Below are 14911 nucleotides of genomic sequence, written 5' to 3'. Positions count from 1 at the left end.
ATAAAATAGATTTTGCTAATAAAATAAGGTATATGAATAAAAAAACTAAAAATTCATGTACCTATGTGTATAGTTTCATTTAAACTTTTAAGGAGTTTAATGGCAGAATAAGCTGCAAGAACACTTGTTTTAGGGTTCATTGAACACCGTAAGTTTTCTGTGATGGTTTTAAATTCTCCGAATTCTCCTATTACATGGACTTCGTGCATGTTTCGGTCAACTGCAGGGTCTGCTATTATTTTAACATCAACTTCCATTCCACAGGCCAAACTTAAGGTTGCTGCAACGTTTATGTTCATTGGGAACTTTAAAACTGCATCTCCTGCCTTTCCCTCGTAGAGGATCTTTTCCTCATCCGTTGAAATTCCAAGGGATCTTGGAGGTTTTCTTGTTACAAGACTTGCGCTTTGTATTTTACCGATGGATGCTGCTTTGATACCGTCAATACCTACAATTGCTCCTGAAGGTGCGTATATCTTTGCATTGTTCTCTTTTGCAAGTTTATCAAGGCGTTCCCTTAGTTCATTGTCCAGAAGAGCTCCAACGCTCATGACAATCATATCCACACCAGCACCGATGACGGTTGGAACAACTTCCCTGACAGCCTGGGGTGATGCTGCCTCTATTACGAGGTCCACCTTGTCCAGCATGTCCTCTATACTCAACAAAACAGTTCCATCAACCTGTGATGCCAGGTTTTCAGCCCTTTCAATATCTCTATCGTAAAAAAAATTTAGATCGACGCCAAGCTTTCCTTCAGCTGCAAAATTAGTGATTATGTTAGCTATGGCGCCACATCCTAATATTCCGACTTTCATTTTATTCTTCCTATTGTTGTGGGGTTACTTGGGTTTCCACTAGTTCAGGGCTTATCAAAAGAATATCCCCTACAGCTTGTACCCGATCATATGCTATATCTATTGTACCTTCCTCTTTGAGGGGTCTAATCTCATCTCCCTCGGGTACTATTCGTATGCTTGTTTTTATAACGTCTTTAATTCCAACGCTTTTTTTGTTGTCAGGTTTCATAGCTATGGTCTTTAAAGTTGAGACCCTACCTTTTTTTATGTTTAATACAACGTCCTGGATCCTTCCAATATATTTACCGCGTGTTGTGTACACATCCAAATCGTATAGGCTTGATAAATCTACCATTGATACCACCTACCCTTTACTTTGGCAATTCTCCCTAAAGAAGATTTGCCCTTTAACACCTATTTCATTATAATTCAATGAATACTTAACTAAATAAAATTAAAAACATCTAAATACTTAAACTTTACGACATAAAAGGTCAAGAACTGATTTTATTGGGATATAACAAAAATTCAGTATTATGTGATCTGCTCGATCTACATTTATAAACTGAGCACCAGTTAAAATATCCGGTTAAAATCTAAGTTAAGATAATTAAATTATCAGTTTATGTGGATAAAAAGTAAACACAGTGAGAAGGATTTCCAGGACCTCTGGGGTGTTTACAACCAATGTTTATACGTTTGATATTATTTACAACAATTTCATGACGATGTTTACACTTTGAACATCTGTAGGTATTGGAAAGAACTTCAAACGATTCCTTGTTGAGTATTTTAACCTGTTTCATAAAGTACGCCTTATTTATGTTTAAAGGATTATTTTCGGCGTATTTGTTATAATAACCCATCTTGCCTACTTTATCTTCATTTAATTTATTTTATGCATGTTCACTTTTCAGTCATTTATCAAAGCCTTCTACAAGTTACTTAAATATTTCTAATTAATTCAATTAATTTGAACTTTTTTTGCAAAATCATTTAAAAATTTTTCATGAACACTTTTAAATCATTTGGCAGCATAAATTAGAAAAGGATATATAAAACATTCATGGACTAGAAAATTTATTTTAGAAAAATAAGAATCTGGTTTATGGAGCAAAATTGATAAATTGCATATGTTAAAATTTTAAAAACAATCTTAATTACACATAATATACTCTGATAAAAGTTCATATTAAATCAATATTACTAAATAAGCCGTATTTCTTAAGATATTTAATTATAATGGAATATGGTGTGTTAAATAAGAAATAAACGTTAAATATGGTGGTAACGATGTGGGATACGAGTAAAGATTACAGACTGCGAGTTGCGGAAAAATCAGTAGAATTATTCATAAGAACAGCTGGAGGGGCAAATTTAAAGGGTATATGGAATAAAAAAAAATGTATGACTGCTGCAAGGGAAATGATCCCTGAAATACAGGCTCTTTACTATTCCTACTTGGAACCGGAGGATCTGGCCAAATCTCCACAGATAATGGATTTGAAGGAGAAAATTAGGGATATAACCGAAGCCCTTGGTGGTGAGGGATGGCAAGGCGAGTTTCTAAAGCTTGTGCACAAAGAAGAGAAGGAAAAGCTTAAAGAATCCATATCAAAGATTAAATTTTCCTTAAACACAATTTCCAGTGTAGATAAAAGACTCTTACTTGGGGCAGTAGATGACCCTGTTGTGGGAATTGACATCCGGAAAGGTGAAGTTGTAAGTATTGGAAAACATCCACATGCAGATAAACTCATTGTTTGCAACGTGAATATCGGAGATCGGGCTGCAACAGTTGTAACCAATGATATGACAGTTAAAGAGGGCAACAATGTAGGAGTGTCACTTCTGCCTCCAACAACATTTATGGGGGTCACAAGTGAGGGAATGTTCCTTGGAGTTGACAACAGTGTCTTGAAGAATGTTGAAGGTGAATTAGGGGAACTTCCACACGGATTTCCACTTGAAGCCCTTAAAAAAACCCGCAGCTTAGTTGAAGAATTTTTAAAATAGTTTTTATAAACTAAAAAATATGGATTGAAAATATGGTTAACATTGATTTTTACGGTGGAGTGAATGAAATAGGTGGAAATAAGATTTTAATTAACCACAATACAACTTCACTATTTCTGGACTTTGGTATGAGCTTCTCACAGTCCAACAAATACTTCTCAGAATTTCTGCAGCCCCGTAAAGCCAATGGAATCCAGGATTTCCTTGAACTGGGACTTTTACCTCAGATCAAGGGCATATACAGAGAAGATTACCTCAGACACTGTGGGCTTAACTCTCAAGAAAAACCTGCTGTTGAGGGTCTGCTTTTAAGCCATGCACATATGGACCATTCAGCTTACATCCACCACCTGCGTGAAGATATCCCCCTTTACATGACAGAGGAATCATATTTTATTTTGAAGGTTTTGGAGGATACAAGTGCGGTATCTTTCATAGACATGCTCAAATTGAAAAAGAATTTCCATTTTACACCAAAAAAGAATGGTGAAGGTTACAAAAGACTTGGTGGGAAAGATGCAATGGTTGAAAGGGATGTTCATGTGGTAAAACCGTATGAAAATTTCCAGATTGGTGATTTCACAATAAAAAGCGCTCCTGTTGACCATTCTTTACCCGGAGCATCAGCATACATCCTTGAAACAGCTGATGATACAATTGCATACACAGGGGACCTTAGGTTCCATGGAAGAAGGCCTGAAATAACACGTAAGTTCGTGAGAGAGGCAAAAAAATCCAACCCAAACATCATGATCTCTGAGGGCACCCGTATAGACAGTCAGTCCAACACCACAGAAGAGGACATTGAAAACAAAGCTAAAACTCTTATTTCTGATTTTAAGGGATTGGTAATTGTAAATTATCCTATAAGGGACTTTGACCGGCTCGTCACATTCTACAAAGTAGCGAAGGACACCGGCAGAACTCTGGTTTTGAATTTAAAACAGGCTTACATGCTCAACCTTTTCGAAAATAAAGATTATCCGGACAAGGATTATCCAAAAATAGACGATATTGCGGTTTATAAACCTCGTAAAGGTTGGGGTCTAGTTGGGAATGATTCGTATGCTTGCTTTGACGGTGAATGGATTTGTTCGTCTGAAATTGACCATTCTTACCTCAAATCGGACTACAAAACATGGGAAAGAGATTTTCTGAACCTTGATAACACCATAAACTACAGGGATTTGCAGGAGGAACCGGAAAAATATATCTTCCGATGTGATTTTTTTGAGCTGAAGGAGTTAATTGACATAAAACCCGAAAATGGAATTTACATAAGGTCTGTAACTGAACCGTTTGACGATGAGATGGAAATAGATTACAAAAGAGTGAAAAATTGGTTAGATCACTTCAACCTGCCCATGCATCAGATGCATGCATCGGGTCATGCATCAGGCCCTGAAATTTTGGATATGATACGTGAGGTAAGTCCGGATGTGCTTTACCCGATACATACAGAGCATAAAGAGATGTTTAAGGAGCTTGAAGAAGATGGAATAAATGTTGTTTATCCAAAGCTCAAGTGTTGATCCTGTAAAATTAATTATAGTGGAATTTGTATGTTAACCATAATAATACCCAATAAAATCAGTTTATTATAAAATTAATAAAAATTAAAAATTAATTGAAATTTAGATCAAAATGAATTACTTAAACTTTTAAAAAACCTTAGTTTATTAAAGGTTACTTTTTGGAGTAATCCTATTTTTAATGGGGTTTAACCAAAAACAATCAGCTTACTTCGGGTCATATCTTCAACAGCATATTTTACGCCTTCTTTACCCATTCCGCTCATTTTAAACCCGCCAAATGGCATGTTGTCCGTTCGGAATGTGGACTGTTTGTTTATCATCACTCCGCCGGCTTCTATGACTTTAGCAGCTTTTAAAGCATTTTCAACACTATTTGTGAATACTCCTGCCTGTAAGCCGTACTTGGTATCGTTTGCAACATCAAATGCTTCATCAACACTTTGAACGCGGATTATGGGTGCAACTGGTCCAAAGGTTTCTTCCCTCACGATCCTCATTTGGGGGTTAACGTTGTCAAGCACTGTTGGAGTGTAGAATGTACCTTTACGTTTTCCACCACATAGGATCTCAGCACCATCTTCCACAGACTCTTCCACAACTTTATCAACCTTTATGGCTGCTTCTTCATCAATAAGGGGTCCTAAATCTGTTTTAAGATTCATAGGATCTCCAACTTTCAGTTTCATTGTTTCTTCCACTAACCTGTCGGTGAACTCATCAGCAATGCTGTTTTGAAGAATTATACGTTTCACAGCCATGCAGACCTGGCCAGCATTGAGATATGCGCCTTTTACTGCGGATAATGCTGCTTTTTCAATATCAGCATCTTCAAGGACTATTAATGGATCGTTTCCACCAAGTTCAAGCGTTAATTTTTTCATTCCTGCTCTTTTTGAGATTGAAACACCTGTTTCAATGCTGCCTGTGAATGATACCTTGTTCACGAGACTGCTTGTCACCATCTCATCTCCCACAACACTTCCTTTCCCTGTAACCGCGTTAATGGCACCATCTGGTAGGTGGCTGTCTAGAAGCTGTGCAAGTTTTAAAGCGGCAAGTGGGGCTTTTTGGGAAGGTTTAAAAACCACAGTATTTTTTGCTGCAAGTGCTGGAGCGATTTTGTGCATTGCAAGGTTAACAGGATAATTAAAAGGAGTTATTGCACTTACAACACCAATAGGTAATTTAATTGTAAATCCTAGTGTTGTTCTACCACCTATTCCGGCGTCCATGGGAATTGTCTCGCCATATATCCTTTTTGACTCTTCTGCAGCTAGCTGTAGGGTTAAAATTGATCTTTTCATCTCTTCTTTAGAATCTCTGATAACCTTACCTGTTTCTAATGTTATAAGTTCTGCTAGTTGGTCTGAGACTTTTGAAACATCTTCATAAATGTCATAAAGTATTCTGGATATTTTACGGGCTGACATTTCCTGCATGGTCCTTTTTGATCCGTTTGCTGCCATAATGGCATTTTTTGCATCTTTACGGCTGCACAGGGGTACAGTATCAACGATCTTGCCTGTTGCAGGATTTTTTACATCTATCTTTTCATCTCTGTCTATTAGGTTCCCATTGATCAACATTTTCATATTCAAACACTCCTTTAACTAGATCTTGAGATTTCGAATTAATTGTGTTTGTCTATGTAAATTAGTTTTATGAAATCTTAAAGATTTAATATATGGACTTTAATATGTAGACGTTTTCTAATAAAATTAGTTAAAATTGTTAATAATAAAATGATAATTAATATAAAACCTTTAATATTGAATTTCAATTTAATGCAATTTAGGGACTATTACATTATTCAACTGATTAATCATGACCATTAAAACTCATTTTTAAGGTCAGTTATATTGTTGTTAACGTTTGCAACGTCTGTGTTGTTTATCTCATTTCCAAGCCCGTTAACATAATTTTTGTAAAAAATAGCAGCCACAATTGCAATTACTATTATACCACCTACAATTAGAATAAGCTCGGCTGAAGTTTGTGCAGATTCCTCTTTCAATATACCCATAGTTACACCACGATCATGTGAATCCCAGTAAAGAAGGTCCTAATACTTTTATTACATAAAATATTCCATATGATACAATTACAAGGGGCGGTACGAATTTCACTCCCTTTTTAGCGCTTCCGTAAAGCACGATTCCAATTAAGATACTTGCTATCGTTGAATGAATAATAATGTAACCACTTGCAGCTGTGACAGAAGCGTCAAGAAGGGGGTTTGTTTTACCAAGCGCCTCTATGAATGCGGAGTAGGTCATTATCATTCCCAACGCAAATGGAGCTGCAATTATTGCAGCTATAAGTAGAAACATCACAGACATCATTACATTGGCTTTTCTTTCACGTTTTAAAGCCAGAACGGCCCTTAAATCTTCTGCTACAGTTTCTATAACATCAGATAAGCTTCCTCCAACTCTTTTACCTTCAAGTATCATTCTGAATGTTCGATCCAGGTTTTTGGATTTTAAACGTTCTCCCATGGATATAAGGGCTTCTTCGAAACTGCTGCCTATTTTTATTTCTATTACTGCCCTTTTCAATTCGTCGTTTAGAGGGCCGCTGCCATGTTTTGAAATATCTTCCATGGCTGTTTCAATACCGACTCCTGCCCTTAAAAGTGATGCGATTTGTCTTAAAAAATCAGGGGTAGTTTGTTCTATTGCATCAACCCTTTTCTCCATTAAAAAGAAGATCCAACCGAAGATAATTCCTAAAGGTGTGAAAAATCCGATTAAAAATCCTAAAATAGGGTTAATTCCCAACAGCATGAATAATAACAGTGCAACTGTACCTAAAACAATGCCTGATATGAGTACTAATGTTATGAGGTCTGATGCTTTAACATACATGCCTGACCTTATCAGATTTTCCTGTATCAAAACAAGGTACCTGTCCGGCAACATGTTGTCAAGTTTTCTTGATATCGGAGACAATGCAGGAGGTATAATTGCCATTTTTTCACCTAATTATATTCTACTATTTTTTAATATATTAATATGCTTGATTTAAGACTTTCTATTTCTGATAAAATTTAATTTAAATTTTTAGAACCAAAATGTAATATGCACCTGTTTAAAAACTTAATTTTTTCTTAATTTTGGTTAAAACTTTTGCACCATTATCTATTAAAACAACGTCTTCCGTACGTACTCCAAATTCACCTTCAAGGTATATTCCTGGTTCTACGGTAACAACCATTCCATTTTTAAGTATATCCTCACTTTTAGTAGATAATGAAGGTTCTTCATGGACTTCAATACCTAAACCGTGGCCTGTTGAATGTATATATGAATCACCGTACCCGTATTCTGTGATAACGTCTCTTGCAACTTTATCAACATAAGATGCTTTTACACCGGGTTTAATTGATTTTATTGCTTGTTCTTGAGCTTCTAAGACTATTTGAAATATTTCTTCCTGCTTCTCTGTTTCAACAATGGTTCTTGTTGTGTCAGATGAATAGTTGTTGTAAACTGCACCCCAGTCAATTACAACAGGACTTTCCAGGGGTTTGGTTGTTACCTGAGCATGTGGAATGCTTGATCGTTTACCTGAGGCAACTATGGTTTCAAATGAGGGTTTGCTGGATCCTCTAACTCTCATATTGTACTCAAGTTGTGCAGCAACTTCGTTCTCAGTTCCTGAAAATTCAACTTCCATTATTGAGCTTTCAGCAATTTGAAGTGCAGCTTTAATGTTTTCAACCTCTTCTTTTGATTTGATGATCCGTGATATTTCTATAACATCGGTTATTTCAGTTTTAAAATTATTTAAAAGTTTTTTATGGGTTCCAACGGTCATTGAACTTTCTATTCCAACAATTCCACTTAATTTTTTCTTTATATCATCCATAGATATAAATGCCTCAACTTGAACGCTTGAAACTTCAGACGCATCTTCAATATCTAATTTAGAAGTGAATAATATAGGTTCATCCTTCAATATTAGTACTGAGAAGCTTGAAGGTTTAAAATCAGTTACATAACTTATATTCTCAGGTTTTAATGCAATAATGGAGTCCAAATTTTTTTGGCGCATTCCGTTGAGTATTCCTGTGATTTTGGTGTTAAGCATATGTTTCATATCCTTTGACTATGTATAAATCTTATTTGTGTTTAAATAATCTTATTTGTGTTTAAATTGAGTTTATTCATATTTAACTAGTTTATTATATTTAAAATTGAGTTTATAATGTTTAAAATTGTAATTTATTCTAAATTTTCTTTAATTTTTGTCATAATCTCGTTCATAATGTTGTTTGATACCTTTTTTTCCACGGGTTGTGGGATATGTCCGAAATCAGGGTCTTCAAATACAGTATCCATGAATTTGACTTCCTTTCTATATCGGGGTATGAAATGCCAATGAACTTCGGGATTAGGGTTTTCATCCCTAAACGTGGCATTTTTGAAACAACTCCAGTTGTAAAGGTCAGGGGTGAATGATTTGTCCAGTGCATCCTCTAATTTACCCACTATGGCTGCAAAATCTGCCCATTCATTGTTTTCAAGTTCTGATAAATTTTTGCAGTGTCTTTTGAGGGCAACAACACAGGTTCCAAGGTATCTCTGGCTGGGAGCGAGAAATACCATCCAGTAATCTGTTTGATAAATAAGATCACCGTATCCTCCACTTACCTTACAGTATTCACATTTTATTGTCATATTATCCATCCCAATATTCTAATAGCCTTTAGTTCTGCTTTTTATTATATGATTTAAAGTTTATAAAGTCCTTCCTCATTTTAAGATGGATCGGACTGTCTTTGCATTGATTTGTTAACTTTTTATAAATACTTATTATCTATTGTAAATTATGGGTATAATTGGGTTTAAGTCTTAACTATGGAAATCATTATATGTGAAAAACAAGCTTCTTAAATTATGGTAAAATTCACATCTCATGAAGTCAGAGATATATTCATTTCTATGTTTGTCATAGCATTCATCTTCGCTTATCTATTCAGTAGAAACAATGTAAATGTTTTAATTACTTTATTCCCAGTTACATTCATCACTGTTGGTGTTGGATTCGTACTGCATGAACTAGCCCACAAATTTGTTGCAATAAGATATGGATTCCAGGCTGAATTCAAGATGTGGGTGCAGGGATTAATATTTGCAATAATAACAGCTTACTTTGGCTTTGTATTTGCAGCTCCCGGAGCTGTTTACATCCATGGGGACTACATATCCAGGGAAGAAAATGGAAAAATATCTCTTGCAGGCCCTGTTACAAATATAATCCTCGCGCTGTTCTTTCTAACGTTGATGTTCGTACCAACGTCTTCACAATTAATTACAATGATTGCAACATTTGGATTTGCAGTTAACAGTTTCTTAGCATTCTTTAACCTTATACCTGTGAGTATACTAGATGGTGCAAAGGTTTTAAAATGGAACCCTGTTGTATGGGGAATCACAGCAGTTTTGGCCCTTATTTTAACCGTAAAAGCCATGTTTGGCATGTCAGTTTAAACATGTTATAAATTCTTTTTCTTAGTTTTTTTTGGTCATTAAATTTTTTGGTCATTAAATAAAAAGCAAATAATTCTAAAATGTTTTGTACCTGTATAGGTTAAACTCTAACAAACAATAAATAAAAATAATGGAATGTATTTAGAATTAAATGAAATGTATCTAGAGAAATGTATCTCGAACTTAAAATTTAATTACAAAATCTAATTACAATACCATATCTAATATATACTGAAAAGTTTTACGAATTAACATTGAATTTTTGATTATAATCGAAAGAAAAATAAGAATTTCAAGTGATCCCAATGTTTCAAGATGTTCCAATAAAGTATTTTGGCTGCACACATAGGTCCATATCTCCTGAAAAGACAATAAAGAATGTTGAAGGTAAATTAAAGACCGCAGGAGTTACCAGAATAGCTGAGATAACTCACTTAGACCGTGTGGGGATACCTGTTTATTCTGCAATACGTCCCTCCGCTGCAGAAGGTGCTGTGAGCATATATGCTGGTAAAGGAGCTACAAAAACCCAAGCAAAGGCATCTGCAATGATGGAATCGTTTGAAAGATATTCAGCAGAGTTTCAGGGTACTGATGGGGATAATATCATTTCAGGAGTCTTTAATGAAATGGAAAGTTCCATAAACCCAAAATCATTGATACTTCCATATTCCACATTTGATCCAGAGACATCTGAGATTGAATGGGTGAAAGCTACATATTTAAAGGATGAAAAAGAGTATTTTGTACCTGCAAATTCGGTTTACCATCCATTCAACCCAACAAATGGTGTTGATTTATTCAAGTCAAATACAAACGGTCTTGCATCTGGAAACAGACTGGAAGAAGCTGTTTTCCATGGTATGATGGAAGTCATAGAGAGGGATGCATGGAGCATCTTCGAGGCCAAACATAAGTCCAAACCAGAAGTGAGTTGTGAAGGTACTGAAAATCAGATAATAAAAGATATATTATCCAAATTCGATGATGCAAAAATCAATGTGAAGCTTGTGGATTTAACGGCGGATGTGGAAGTTACAACCATGGCCGCAGTTTCAGATGACCCCGTCCTTAAGGATCCTGCTCTCTTAACATTGGGAGTTGGAACTCACCTCGACCCGGAAATAGCTGCAATAAGGGCTCTTACAGAAGTAGCACAAAGTCGAGCAACTCAAATACATGGAACAAGGGAAGATACGGTTCGAGCAGTCTTCATGCGGAAGGCCGGATACGAACGGATGAAACGAATTAACAAACACTGGTTCGGAGAGTCAGAGAAAAAAATTGATATTTCCGAGATTAAGAATAGATCCGGAAAATCTTTTAAAGAAGATATAGGAACCTCTTTCAAGTTGCTTGAAAAATGTGGGTTTGATGATGTTTTATACGTAGATCTAACTCGTCCTGAGATTCAAATACCTGTTGTTAGGGTTATAATTCCGGGATTAGAGGTTTATTCTCTTGACGCTGATAGGGTTGGGAACAGGCTGGTTTAAATTATATTATCCATATTTTATTTGATTACAAGTTAAATTAAATTACAAATATCAGATTAAAACTTTTAATTCATTTTATGATATTTATTGGTGAAAGATATGAAACAGGTAATAGTTATGAGGGCGGATCTCAAGATGGGAAGAGGTAAAATTGCGGCTCAAGCTTGTCACGCAAGTTTAGGCGCATATGTTAGAGCTAATGACAGTAAAATCAAAAAATGGGAGCAGGAAGGTGGGAAAAAAGTCGTGGTTAAAGTTGATGATCTCAGGGAACTTTTTGAAGTCTACGAAATGGTTAAAGGCTCTGACATCCCACATTATCTTGTTCAAGATGCAGGACATACTGAAATTCCAAAATCAACCATAACATGCATTGGAATAGGCCCTGATGAAGACGAAATAATAGATAAAGTAACTCAGGATCTTAAACTCCTTAAATAGATAAACTGAAATCCATAATATATAGTTTAAATACTAAAAAAGAGAGTGCTGATATGGAATGGGTTGTAAAGGTGGGTGGAAGTCTCTTCCCAGATGATGCCATAAAACTCTGCCAAACACTTGTTGGGACTGAGTCAATTGTGATATGCGGCGGTGGAGCCCTTGCAAATAAGTTAAGGGCTTACGATACAAAAGTGCAGTTTTCAGACACTGCAAATCATAAAAGTGCCATAATGTGCATGGATATTCTTGGAATGCTCGTTGCAGATAAAGTTGATGGTGCTGAAGCAGTTCACTCTCTTGAAGATGCTAAAAAAACTATTGGTGATGGAAAACTTCCAATATTACTGCCTTACCTGATTATGGAGTACCTTGACCCTCTTGAACATTCTTGGAGCGTGACATCTGATTCCATATCACTTTATATATCACATCTTCTAAAAACCAAACTTTTAATAGCAACAGATGTAGATGGTATATATACAAGTTATCCATCACAAACTGGTGCGAAACTTATAAAAAATATAAGTGCAAAAAAACTACTAAATTTTGGTGAAACATCAGTGGATGAAATTTTACCAGAGCTTTTGCTTCAATACAAATCTGAATGTTATGTTGTAAATGGTAGACGCCCTGAAAGGGTTATATCTATAATAGAAGGTAAAAACTCTAAATATACACTCATTGGAGGAAATTAAATGGAAAAAATAGAATGCACATCATGTAAACAAGAGATATCTCCTGTAGAAAACTATGTGAAGTTTGTATGTCCGGAATGTGACAGAATACTCTACAGATGCGAGAAATGCAGAACTTTCGGTCATCTTTACAAGTGTGAATGCGGTTTTAAAGGACCTTAATTCATATTAATCCTTTTTAAGACGACACTTGAAATTTAAGCTGATTTTAAATTTTACTTAGGTTTTGTTTAATTGAAATACTTTTTTATTAATGAAAATAAAAGTATTACCAGAGTTTGATCAACCTTTTCGAAAAAGGTTGAAGGTTGTTTTGGAGGTAGAACAATGGGAGAAGTTGTAGCAACAATAAAATTAATGCCTGAAAGTCCTGATGTTAATATGGAAAAACTTAAAGAAGATGTTGGAAAATCAATACCAGAAAATACTGAACTTCACAAAATTGAGGAAGAACCAATAGCTTTTGGCCTTGTTGCCCTTAATGTAATGGTAGTTGTTGACGATGCAGAGGGCGGTACAGAGCAGGTGGAAGCAAACCTTTCTAAGCTTGTAGATGTAGCAAGCATTGAAGTTGTGGACATACGAAGGTTAATGTAATAAATGGATCAGGTAGAATAGGTCTTGATGATTTCCATTAATTCCCTCAACCTTTTTGCTAATTTCTATTTCTTATTATAACGTTTGATTTATTTTTTTAAATTCTTTAAGCTCTTTAAATTTTTTCTTAATTTAAAACGCAATTTAAAATTTTTTATAATAAATTCTCTAACAATTTTTCTAACAATTTTCTCGTTAAAACTATTTTCAAAAAAGTTGGATCGCTGCATTTATATAATACTATTTTTAATAATAATATTACTATTATACTAAACTAATTAATTATAATGTAGTAAATAATCGATTTTAAACAAATAAGAGCTCGTTAAAAAATAAAAATCTCGTTATATTCTCATTATATTGACGGTGATAATTTGATTGATATCATCATTATATGCATTATAGGGGTTTTATGTGGTGCAGTAACAGGCGTAATACCTGGTATTCACGTTAATACAGTTGGAGCATTTGTTTTCAGTTCATCTGTTTTTCTTTTAACTTTCTTATCCCCTGAAATTTTGTGTGCGTTTTTAATTTCAATGTCAATATCTCATGCCCTTATGGAATTCATACCGTCCATGTTCCTTGGTGTTCCGGATGAGGGAACAGTGCTTTCCATTTTACCGGGACATTATCTGCTGCTTCAGGGAAGAGGTAAGGAAGCCATAAGACTCGTTGCGTTAGGTGGTTTCGGAGCAATAGTTGTCACCATCTTACTTCTGCCCCTTTTTATACTGATTTTGCCTCCTTTATATGGTTTCATGAAACCGTATATCTGGATTTTGCTTGTGGCTGTTGTTGTATACATGATCATAGGTTTAAACAGAGATTTAAGTTCTATGATGTGGTCAACAGTTTTATTTTTGATTTCAGGGGTTATGGGTTGGGTGATGTTAAACACAACTATATCTTCAAATGTTTCGCTTCTATGCATGTTTTCAGGGCTTTTTGGTGTGAGCACCCTTCTTTTCAGCATGTCTCAAAATTCAGTGGTCCCTACCCAGAACAGGTTTCACAACCTTCGAGTTGACAGCAACGTTTTAAGGGGGATATTTGCAGGTGGAATTGCAGGGACTATCCTTGGATTTCTTCCGGGTATGGGGCCTGCCCAGGGAAGTATAATTGCCCAGGAATTAAGTGGGAGCGGAGATGTGGAAAACAACAGGGAAGGCTTTCTCGTTGCCATGAGTGGAGTGAATGTTTCAGACGCCCTTTTTTCGCTAGTAGCTATTTATTTAATTGGTAATCCTCGAAGTGGAATTGCAGTCTATGTGGACAAGCTACTTCAAAGCTTTGGATTCAATCAGTTAATGTTCTTTGTATTTGTCTCTTTGATGGCAGTTTCCCTTTCTTTATTCCTCTGTCTTAAGCTTGGTGATATTGTAAGTGAATCAATAGAAAAAATAAACTATAGAAAACTTTCTTGGTTTGTGATTATTTTTATGAGCTTTTTGGTAGTTTTATTTACAGTTATGGAACATACAAACCTTTTTTACATAATTCTGGTTTATGTAACTGCTATTGCATTGGGATTGTTGCCCCATTACGTTGAAGTGAATAAATCAAACCTTATGGGTGTTCTTATACTTCCAGCAATTATTATCTATGCAGGTTTAGTCTGATTAAGATTGATTTATAGATGGTTTTGATTGTTGTTTGATCAAATTAAAGATCTTTAAAATAAAATAGATAAATAAGTTTATTTAAAGTAATATTTGATTTTTAGCTCTTAAATCATTTAGTTAAATCCCAAGTTAAACTATATATTGATCTGGTTGATCATTTTTATTTCCAATAGAGAACTCCCCAATATATAACTCCATTTAATATATA

Annotated in this window: 17 protein-coding genes; 9 read left to right on the top strand and 8 right to left on the bottom strand. The window is 35.1% G+C overall.

Annotation, left to right across the window (positions count from 1 at the left end; genetic code table 11):
- Window positions 1-53: 53 nt before the first annotated feature.
- The 3 genes from MSWAN_RS09660 to MSWAN_RS09650 form a co-directional block, all read right to left on the bottom strand.
- Window positions 54-818, bottom strand: a complete 765-nt coding sequence (locus MSWAN_RS09660; RefSeq protein WP_013826462.1) for an aspartate dehydrogenase — start codon at window positions 816-818, stop codon at window positions 54-56.
- A 10-nt stretch (window positions 819-828) separates the two neighbouring features.
- Window positions 829-1155: a PRC-barrel domain-containing protein gene (locus MSWAN_RS09655; protein WP_013826461.1), complete on the bottom strand. Its 327-nt coding sequence runs from the start codon at window positions 1153-1155 to the stop codon at window positions 829-831.
- Between the two features lie 268 nt (window positions 1156-1423).
- Window positions 1424-1606, bottom strand: coding sequence for a hypothetical protein (locus MSWAN_RS09650; protein WP_048188441.1), 183 nt, complete (start codon window positions 1604-1606; stop codon window positions 1424-1426).
- A 487-nt stretch (window positions 1607-2093) separates the two neighbouring features.
- On the opposite strand from MSWAN_RS09650, the gene MSWAN_RS09645 reads away from it, so the two are divergent.
- Window positions 2094-2816, top strand: coding sequence for a tRNA-binding protein (locus tag MSWAN_RS09645; protein WP_013826459.1), 723 nt, complete (start codon window positions 2094-2096; stop codon window positions 2814-2816).
- A gap of 32 nt (window positions 2817-2848) precedes the next feature.
- Window positions 2849-4348 carry an MBL fold metallo-hydrolase gene (locus tag MSWAN_RS09640; RefSeq protein ID WP_013826458.1) on the top strand — a complete coding sequence of 500 codons (1500 nt, stop codon included), beginning with the start codon at window positions 2849-2851 and terminating at the stop codon, window positions 4346-4348.
- Window positions 4349-4536: 188 nt separating this feature from the next.
- Here the strand turns inward: MSWAN_RS09640 and MSWAN_RS09635 are convergent, their stop codons facing one another.
- From MSWAN_RS09635 to MSWAN_RS09615, 5 genes are all read right to left on the bottom strand, one after another.
- Window positions 4537-5943: a lactaldehyde dehydrogenase gene (locus MSWAN_RS09635; protein WP_013826457.1), complete on the bottom strand. Its 1407-nt coding sequence runs from the start codon at window positions 5941-5943 to the stop codon at window positions 4537-4539.
- Between the two features lie 239 nt (window positions 5944-6182).
- Window positions 6183-6374, bottom strand: a complete 192-nt coding sequence (locus MSWAN_RS09630; RefSeq protein ID WP_013826456.1) for a class III signal peptide-containing protein — start codon at window positions 6372-6374, stop codon at window positions 6183-6185.
- Between the two features lie 13 nt (window positions 6375-6387).
- Complete coding sequence (locus MSWAN_RS09625) at window positions 6388-7323, bottom strand: type II secretion system F family protein (RefSeq protein ID WP_013826455.1); 936 nt, start codon at window positions 7321-7323, stop codon at window positions 6388-6390.
- A gap of 118 nt (window positions 7324-7441) precedes the next feature.
- Window positions 7442-8443: a M24 family metallopeptidase gene (locus tag MSWAN_RS09620; RefSeq protein WP_013826454.1), complete on the bottom strand. Its 1002-nt coding sequence runs from the start codon at window positions 8441-8443 to the stop codon at window positions 7442-7444.
- 134 nt (window positions 8444-8577) lie between these two features.
- Window positions 8578-9033 carry an HIT family protein gene (locus MSWAN_RS09615; RefSeq protein WP_013826453.1) on the bottom strand — a complete coding sequence of 152 codons (456 nt, stop codon included), beginning with the start codon at window positions 9031-9033 and terminating at the stop codon, window positions 8578-8580.
- Between the two features lie 219 nt (window positions 9034-9252).
- On the opposite strand from MSWAN_RS09615, the gene MSWAN_RS09610 reads away from it, so the two are divergent.
- The 7 genes from MSWAN_RS09610 (at window position 9253) to MSWAN_RS09580 (ending at window position 14700) form a co-directional block, all read left to right on the top strand.
- A complete protein-coding gene (locus tag MSWAN_RS09610) occupies window positions 9253-9846 on the top strand; it encodes a site-2 protease family protein (RefSeq protein ID WP_013826452.1) in 594 nt (197 codons plus the stop codon).
- Between the two features lie 305 nt (window positions 9847-10151).
- Complete coding sequence (locus MSWAN_RS09605; RefSeq protein WP_013826451.1) at window positions 10152-11342, top strand: YcaO-related McrA-glycine thioamidation protein; 1191 nt, start codon at window positions 10152-10154, stop codon at window positions 11340-11342.
- Between the two features lie 99 nt (window positions 11343-11441).
- The gene (gene pth2, locus MSWAN_RS09600; protein ID WP_013826450.1) at window positions 11442-11783 is read left to right on the top strand and encodes a peptidyl-tRNA hydrolase Pth2; all 342 of its coding nucleotides are present in this window, start codon (window positions 11442-11444) and stop codon (window positions 11781-11783) included.
- A 53-nt stretch (window positions 11784-11836) separates the two neighbouring features.
- A complete protein-coding gene (locus tag MSWAN_RS09595; RefSeq protein WP_013826449.1) occupies window positions 11837-12481 on the top strand; it encodes an amino acid kinase family protein in 645 nt (214 codons plus the stop codon).
- The gene (locus MSWAN_RS09590; protein WP_013826448.1) at window positions 12482-12643 is read left to right on the top strand and encodes a zinc finger domain-containing protein; all 162 of its coding nucleotides are present in this window, start codon (window positions 12482-12484) and stop codon (window positions 12641-12643) included. It abuts the gene before it with no gap.
- 165 nt (window positions 12644-12808) lie between these two features.
- Window positions 12809-13078, top strand: coding sequence for an elongation factor 1-beta (locus MSWAN_RS09585; RefSeq protein ID WP_013826447.1), 270 nt, complete (start codon window positions 12809-12811; stop codon window positions 13076-13078).
- 374 nt (window positions 13079-13452) lie between these two features.
- On the top strand, window positions 13453-14700 hold the full coding sequence (locus MSWAN_RS09580; RefSeq protein ID WP_013826446.1) for a tripartite tricarboxylate transporter permease: 1248 nt from the start codon (window positions 13453-13455) through the stop codon (window positions 14698-14700).
- Window positions 14701-14911 lie beyond the last annotated feature (211 nt).

It is taken from the genome of Methanobacterium paludis (assembly GCF_000214725.1).
Classification (GTDB): Archaea; Methanobacteriota; Methanobacteria; order Methanobacteriales; family Methanobacteriaceae; genus Methanobacterium_C; species Methanobacterium_C paludis.
The sequence above is the reverse complement of the archived record's forward strand: the minus strand, read 5'-3'. Positions and strand labels throughout refer to the sequence as shown.

Bases quoted from the DNA above. Each gene is read 5' to 3' on its own strand.
- MSWAN_RS09655 (WP_013826461.1), bottom strand. From the start codon at position 1,155: ATGGTAGATTTATCAAGCCTATACGATTTGGATGTGTACACAACACGC.
- MSWAN_RS09595 (WP_013826449.1), top strand. From the start codon at position 11,837: ATGGAATGGGTTGTAAAGGTGGGTGGAAGTCTCTTCCCAGATGATGCC.
- MSWAN_RS09660 (WP_013826462.1), bottom strand. From the start codon at position 818: ATGAAAGTCGGAATATTAGGATGTGGCGCCATAGCTAACATAATCACT.
- MSWAN_RS09620 (WP_013826454.1), bottom strand. From the start codon at position 8,443: ATGCTTAACACCAAAATCACAGGAATACTCAACGGAATGCGCCAAAAA.
- MSWAN_RS09590 (WP_013826448.1), top strand. From the start codon at position 12,482: ATGGAAAAAATAGAATGCACATCATGTAAACAAGAGATATCTCCTGTA.
- MSWAN_RS09635 (WP_013826457.1), bottom strand. From the start codon at position 5,943: ATGAAAATGTTGATCAATGGGAACCTAATAGACAGAGATGAAAAGATA.
- MSWAN_RS09605 (WP_013826451.1), top strand. From the start codon at position 10,152: ATGTTTCAAGATGTTCCAATAAAGTATTTTGGCTGCACACATAGGTCC.
- MSWAN_RS09645 (WP_013826459.1), top strand. From the start codon at position 2,094: ATGTGGGATACGAGTAAAGATTACAGACTGCGAGTTGCGGAAAAATCA.
- MSWAN_RS09640 (WP_013826458.1), top strand. From the start codon at position 2,849: ATGGTTAACATTGATTTTTACGGTGGAGTGAATGAAATAGGTGGAAAT.
- MSWAN_RS09615 (WP_013826453.1), bottom strand. From the start codon at position 9,033: ATGACAATAAAATGTGAATACTGTAAGGTAAGTGGAGGATACGGTGAT.
- MSWAN_RS09630 (WP_013826456.1), bottom strand. From the start codon at position 6,374: ATGGGTATATTGAAAGAGGAATCTGCACAAACTTCAGCCGAGCTTATT.
- MSWAN_RS09610 (WP_013826452.1), top strand. From the start codon at position 9,253: ATGGTAAAATTCACATCTCATGAAGTCAGAGATATATTCATTTCTATG.
- pth2 (WP_013826450.1), top strand. From the start codon at position 11,442: ATGAAACAGGTAATAGTTATGAGGGCGGATCTCAAGATGGGAAGAGGT.
- MSWAN_RS09650 (WP_048188441.1), bottom strand. From the start codon at position 1,606: ATGAAACAGGTTAAAATACTCAACAAGGAATCGTTTGAAGTTCTTTCC.
- MSWAN_RS09625 (WP_013826455.1), bottom strand. From the start codon at position 7,323: ATGGCAATTATACCTCCTGCATTGTCTCCGATATCAAGAAAACTTGAC.
- MSWAN_RS09585 (WP_013826447.1), top strand. From the start codon at position 12,809: ATGGGAGAAGTTGTAGCAACAATAAAATTAATGCCTGAAAGTCCTGAT.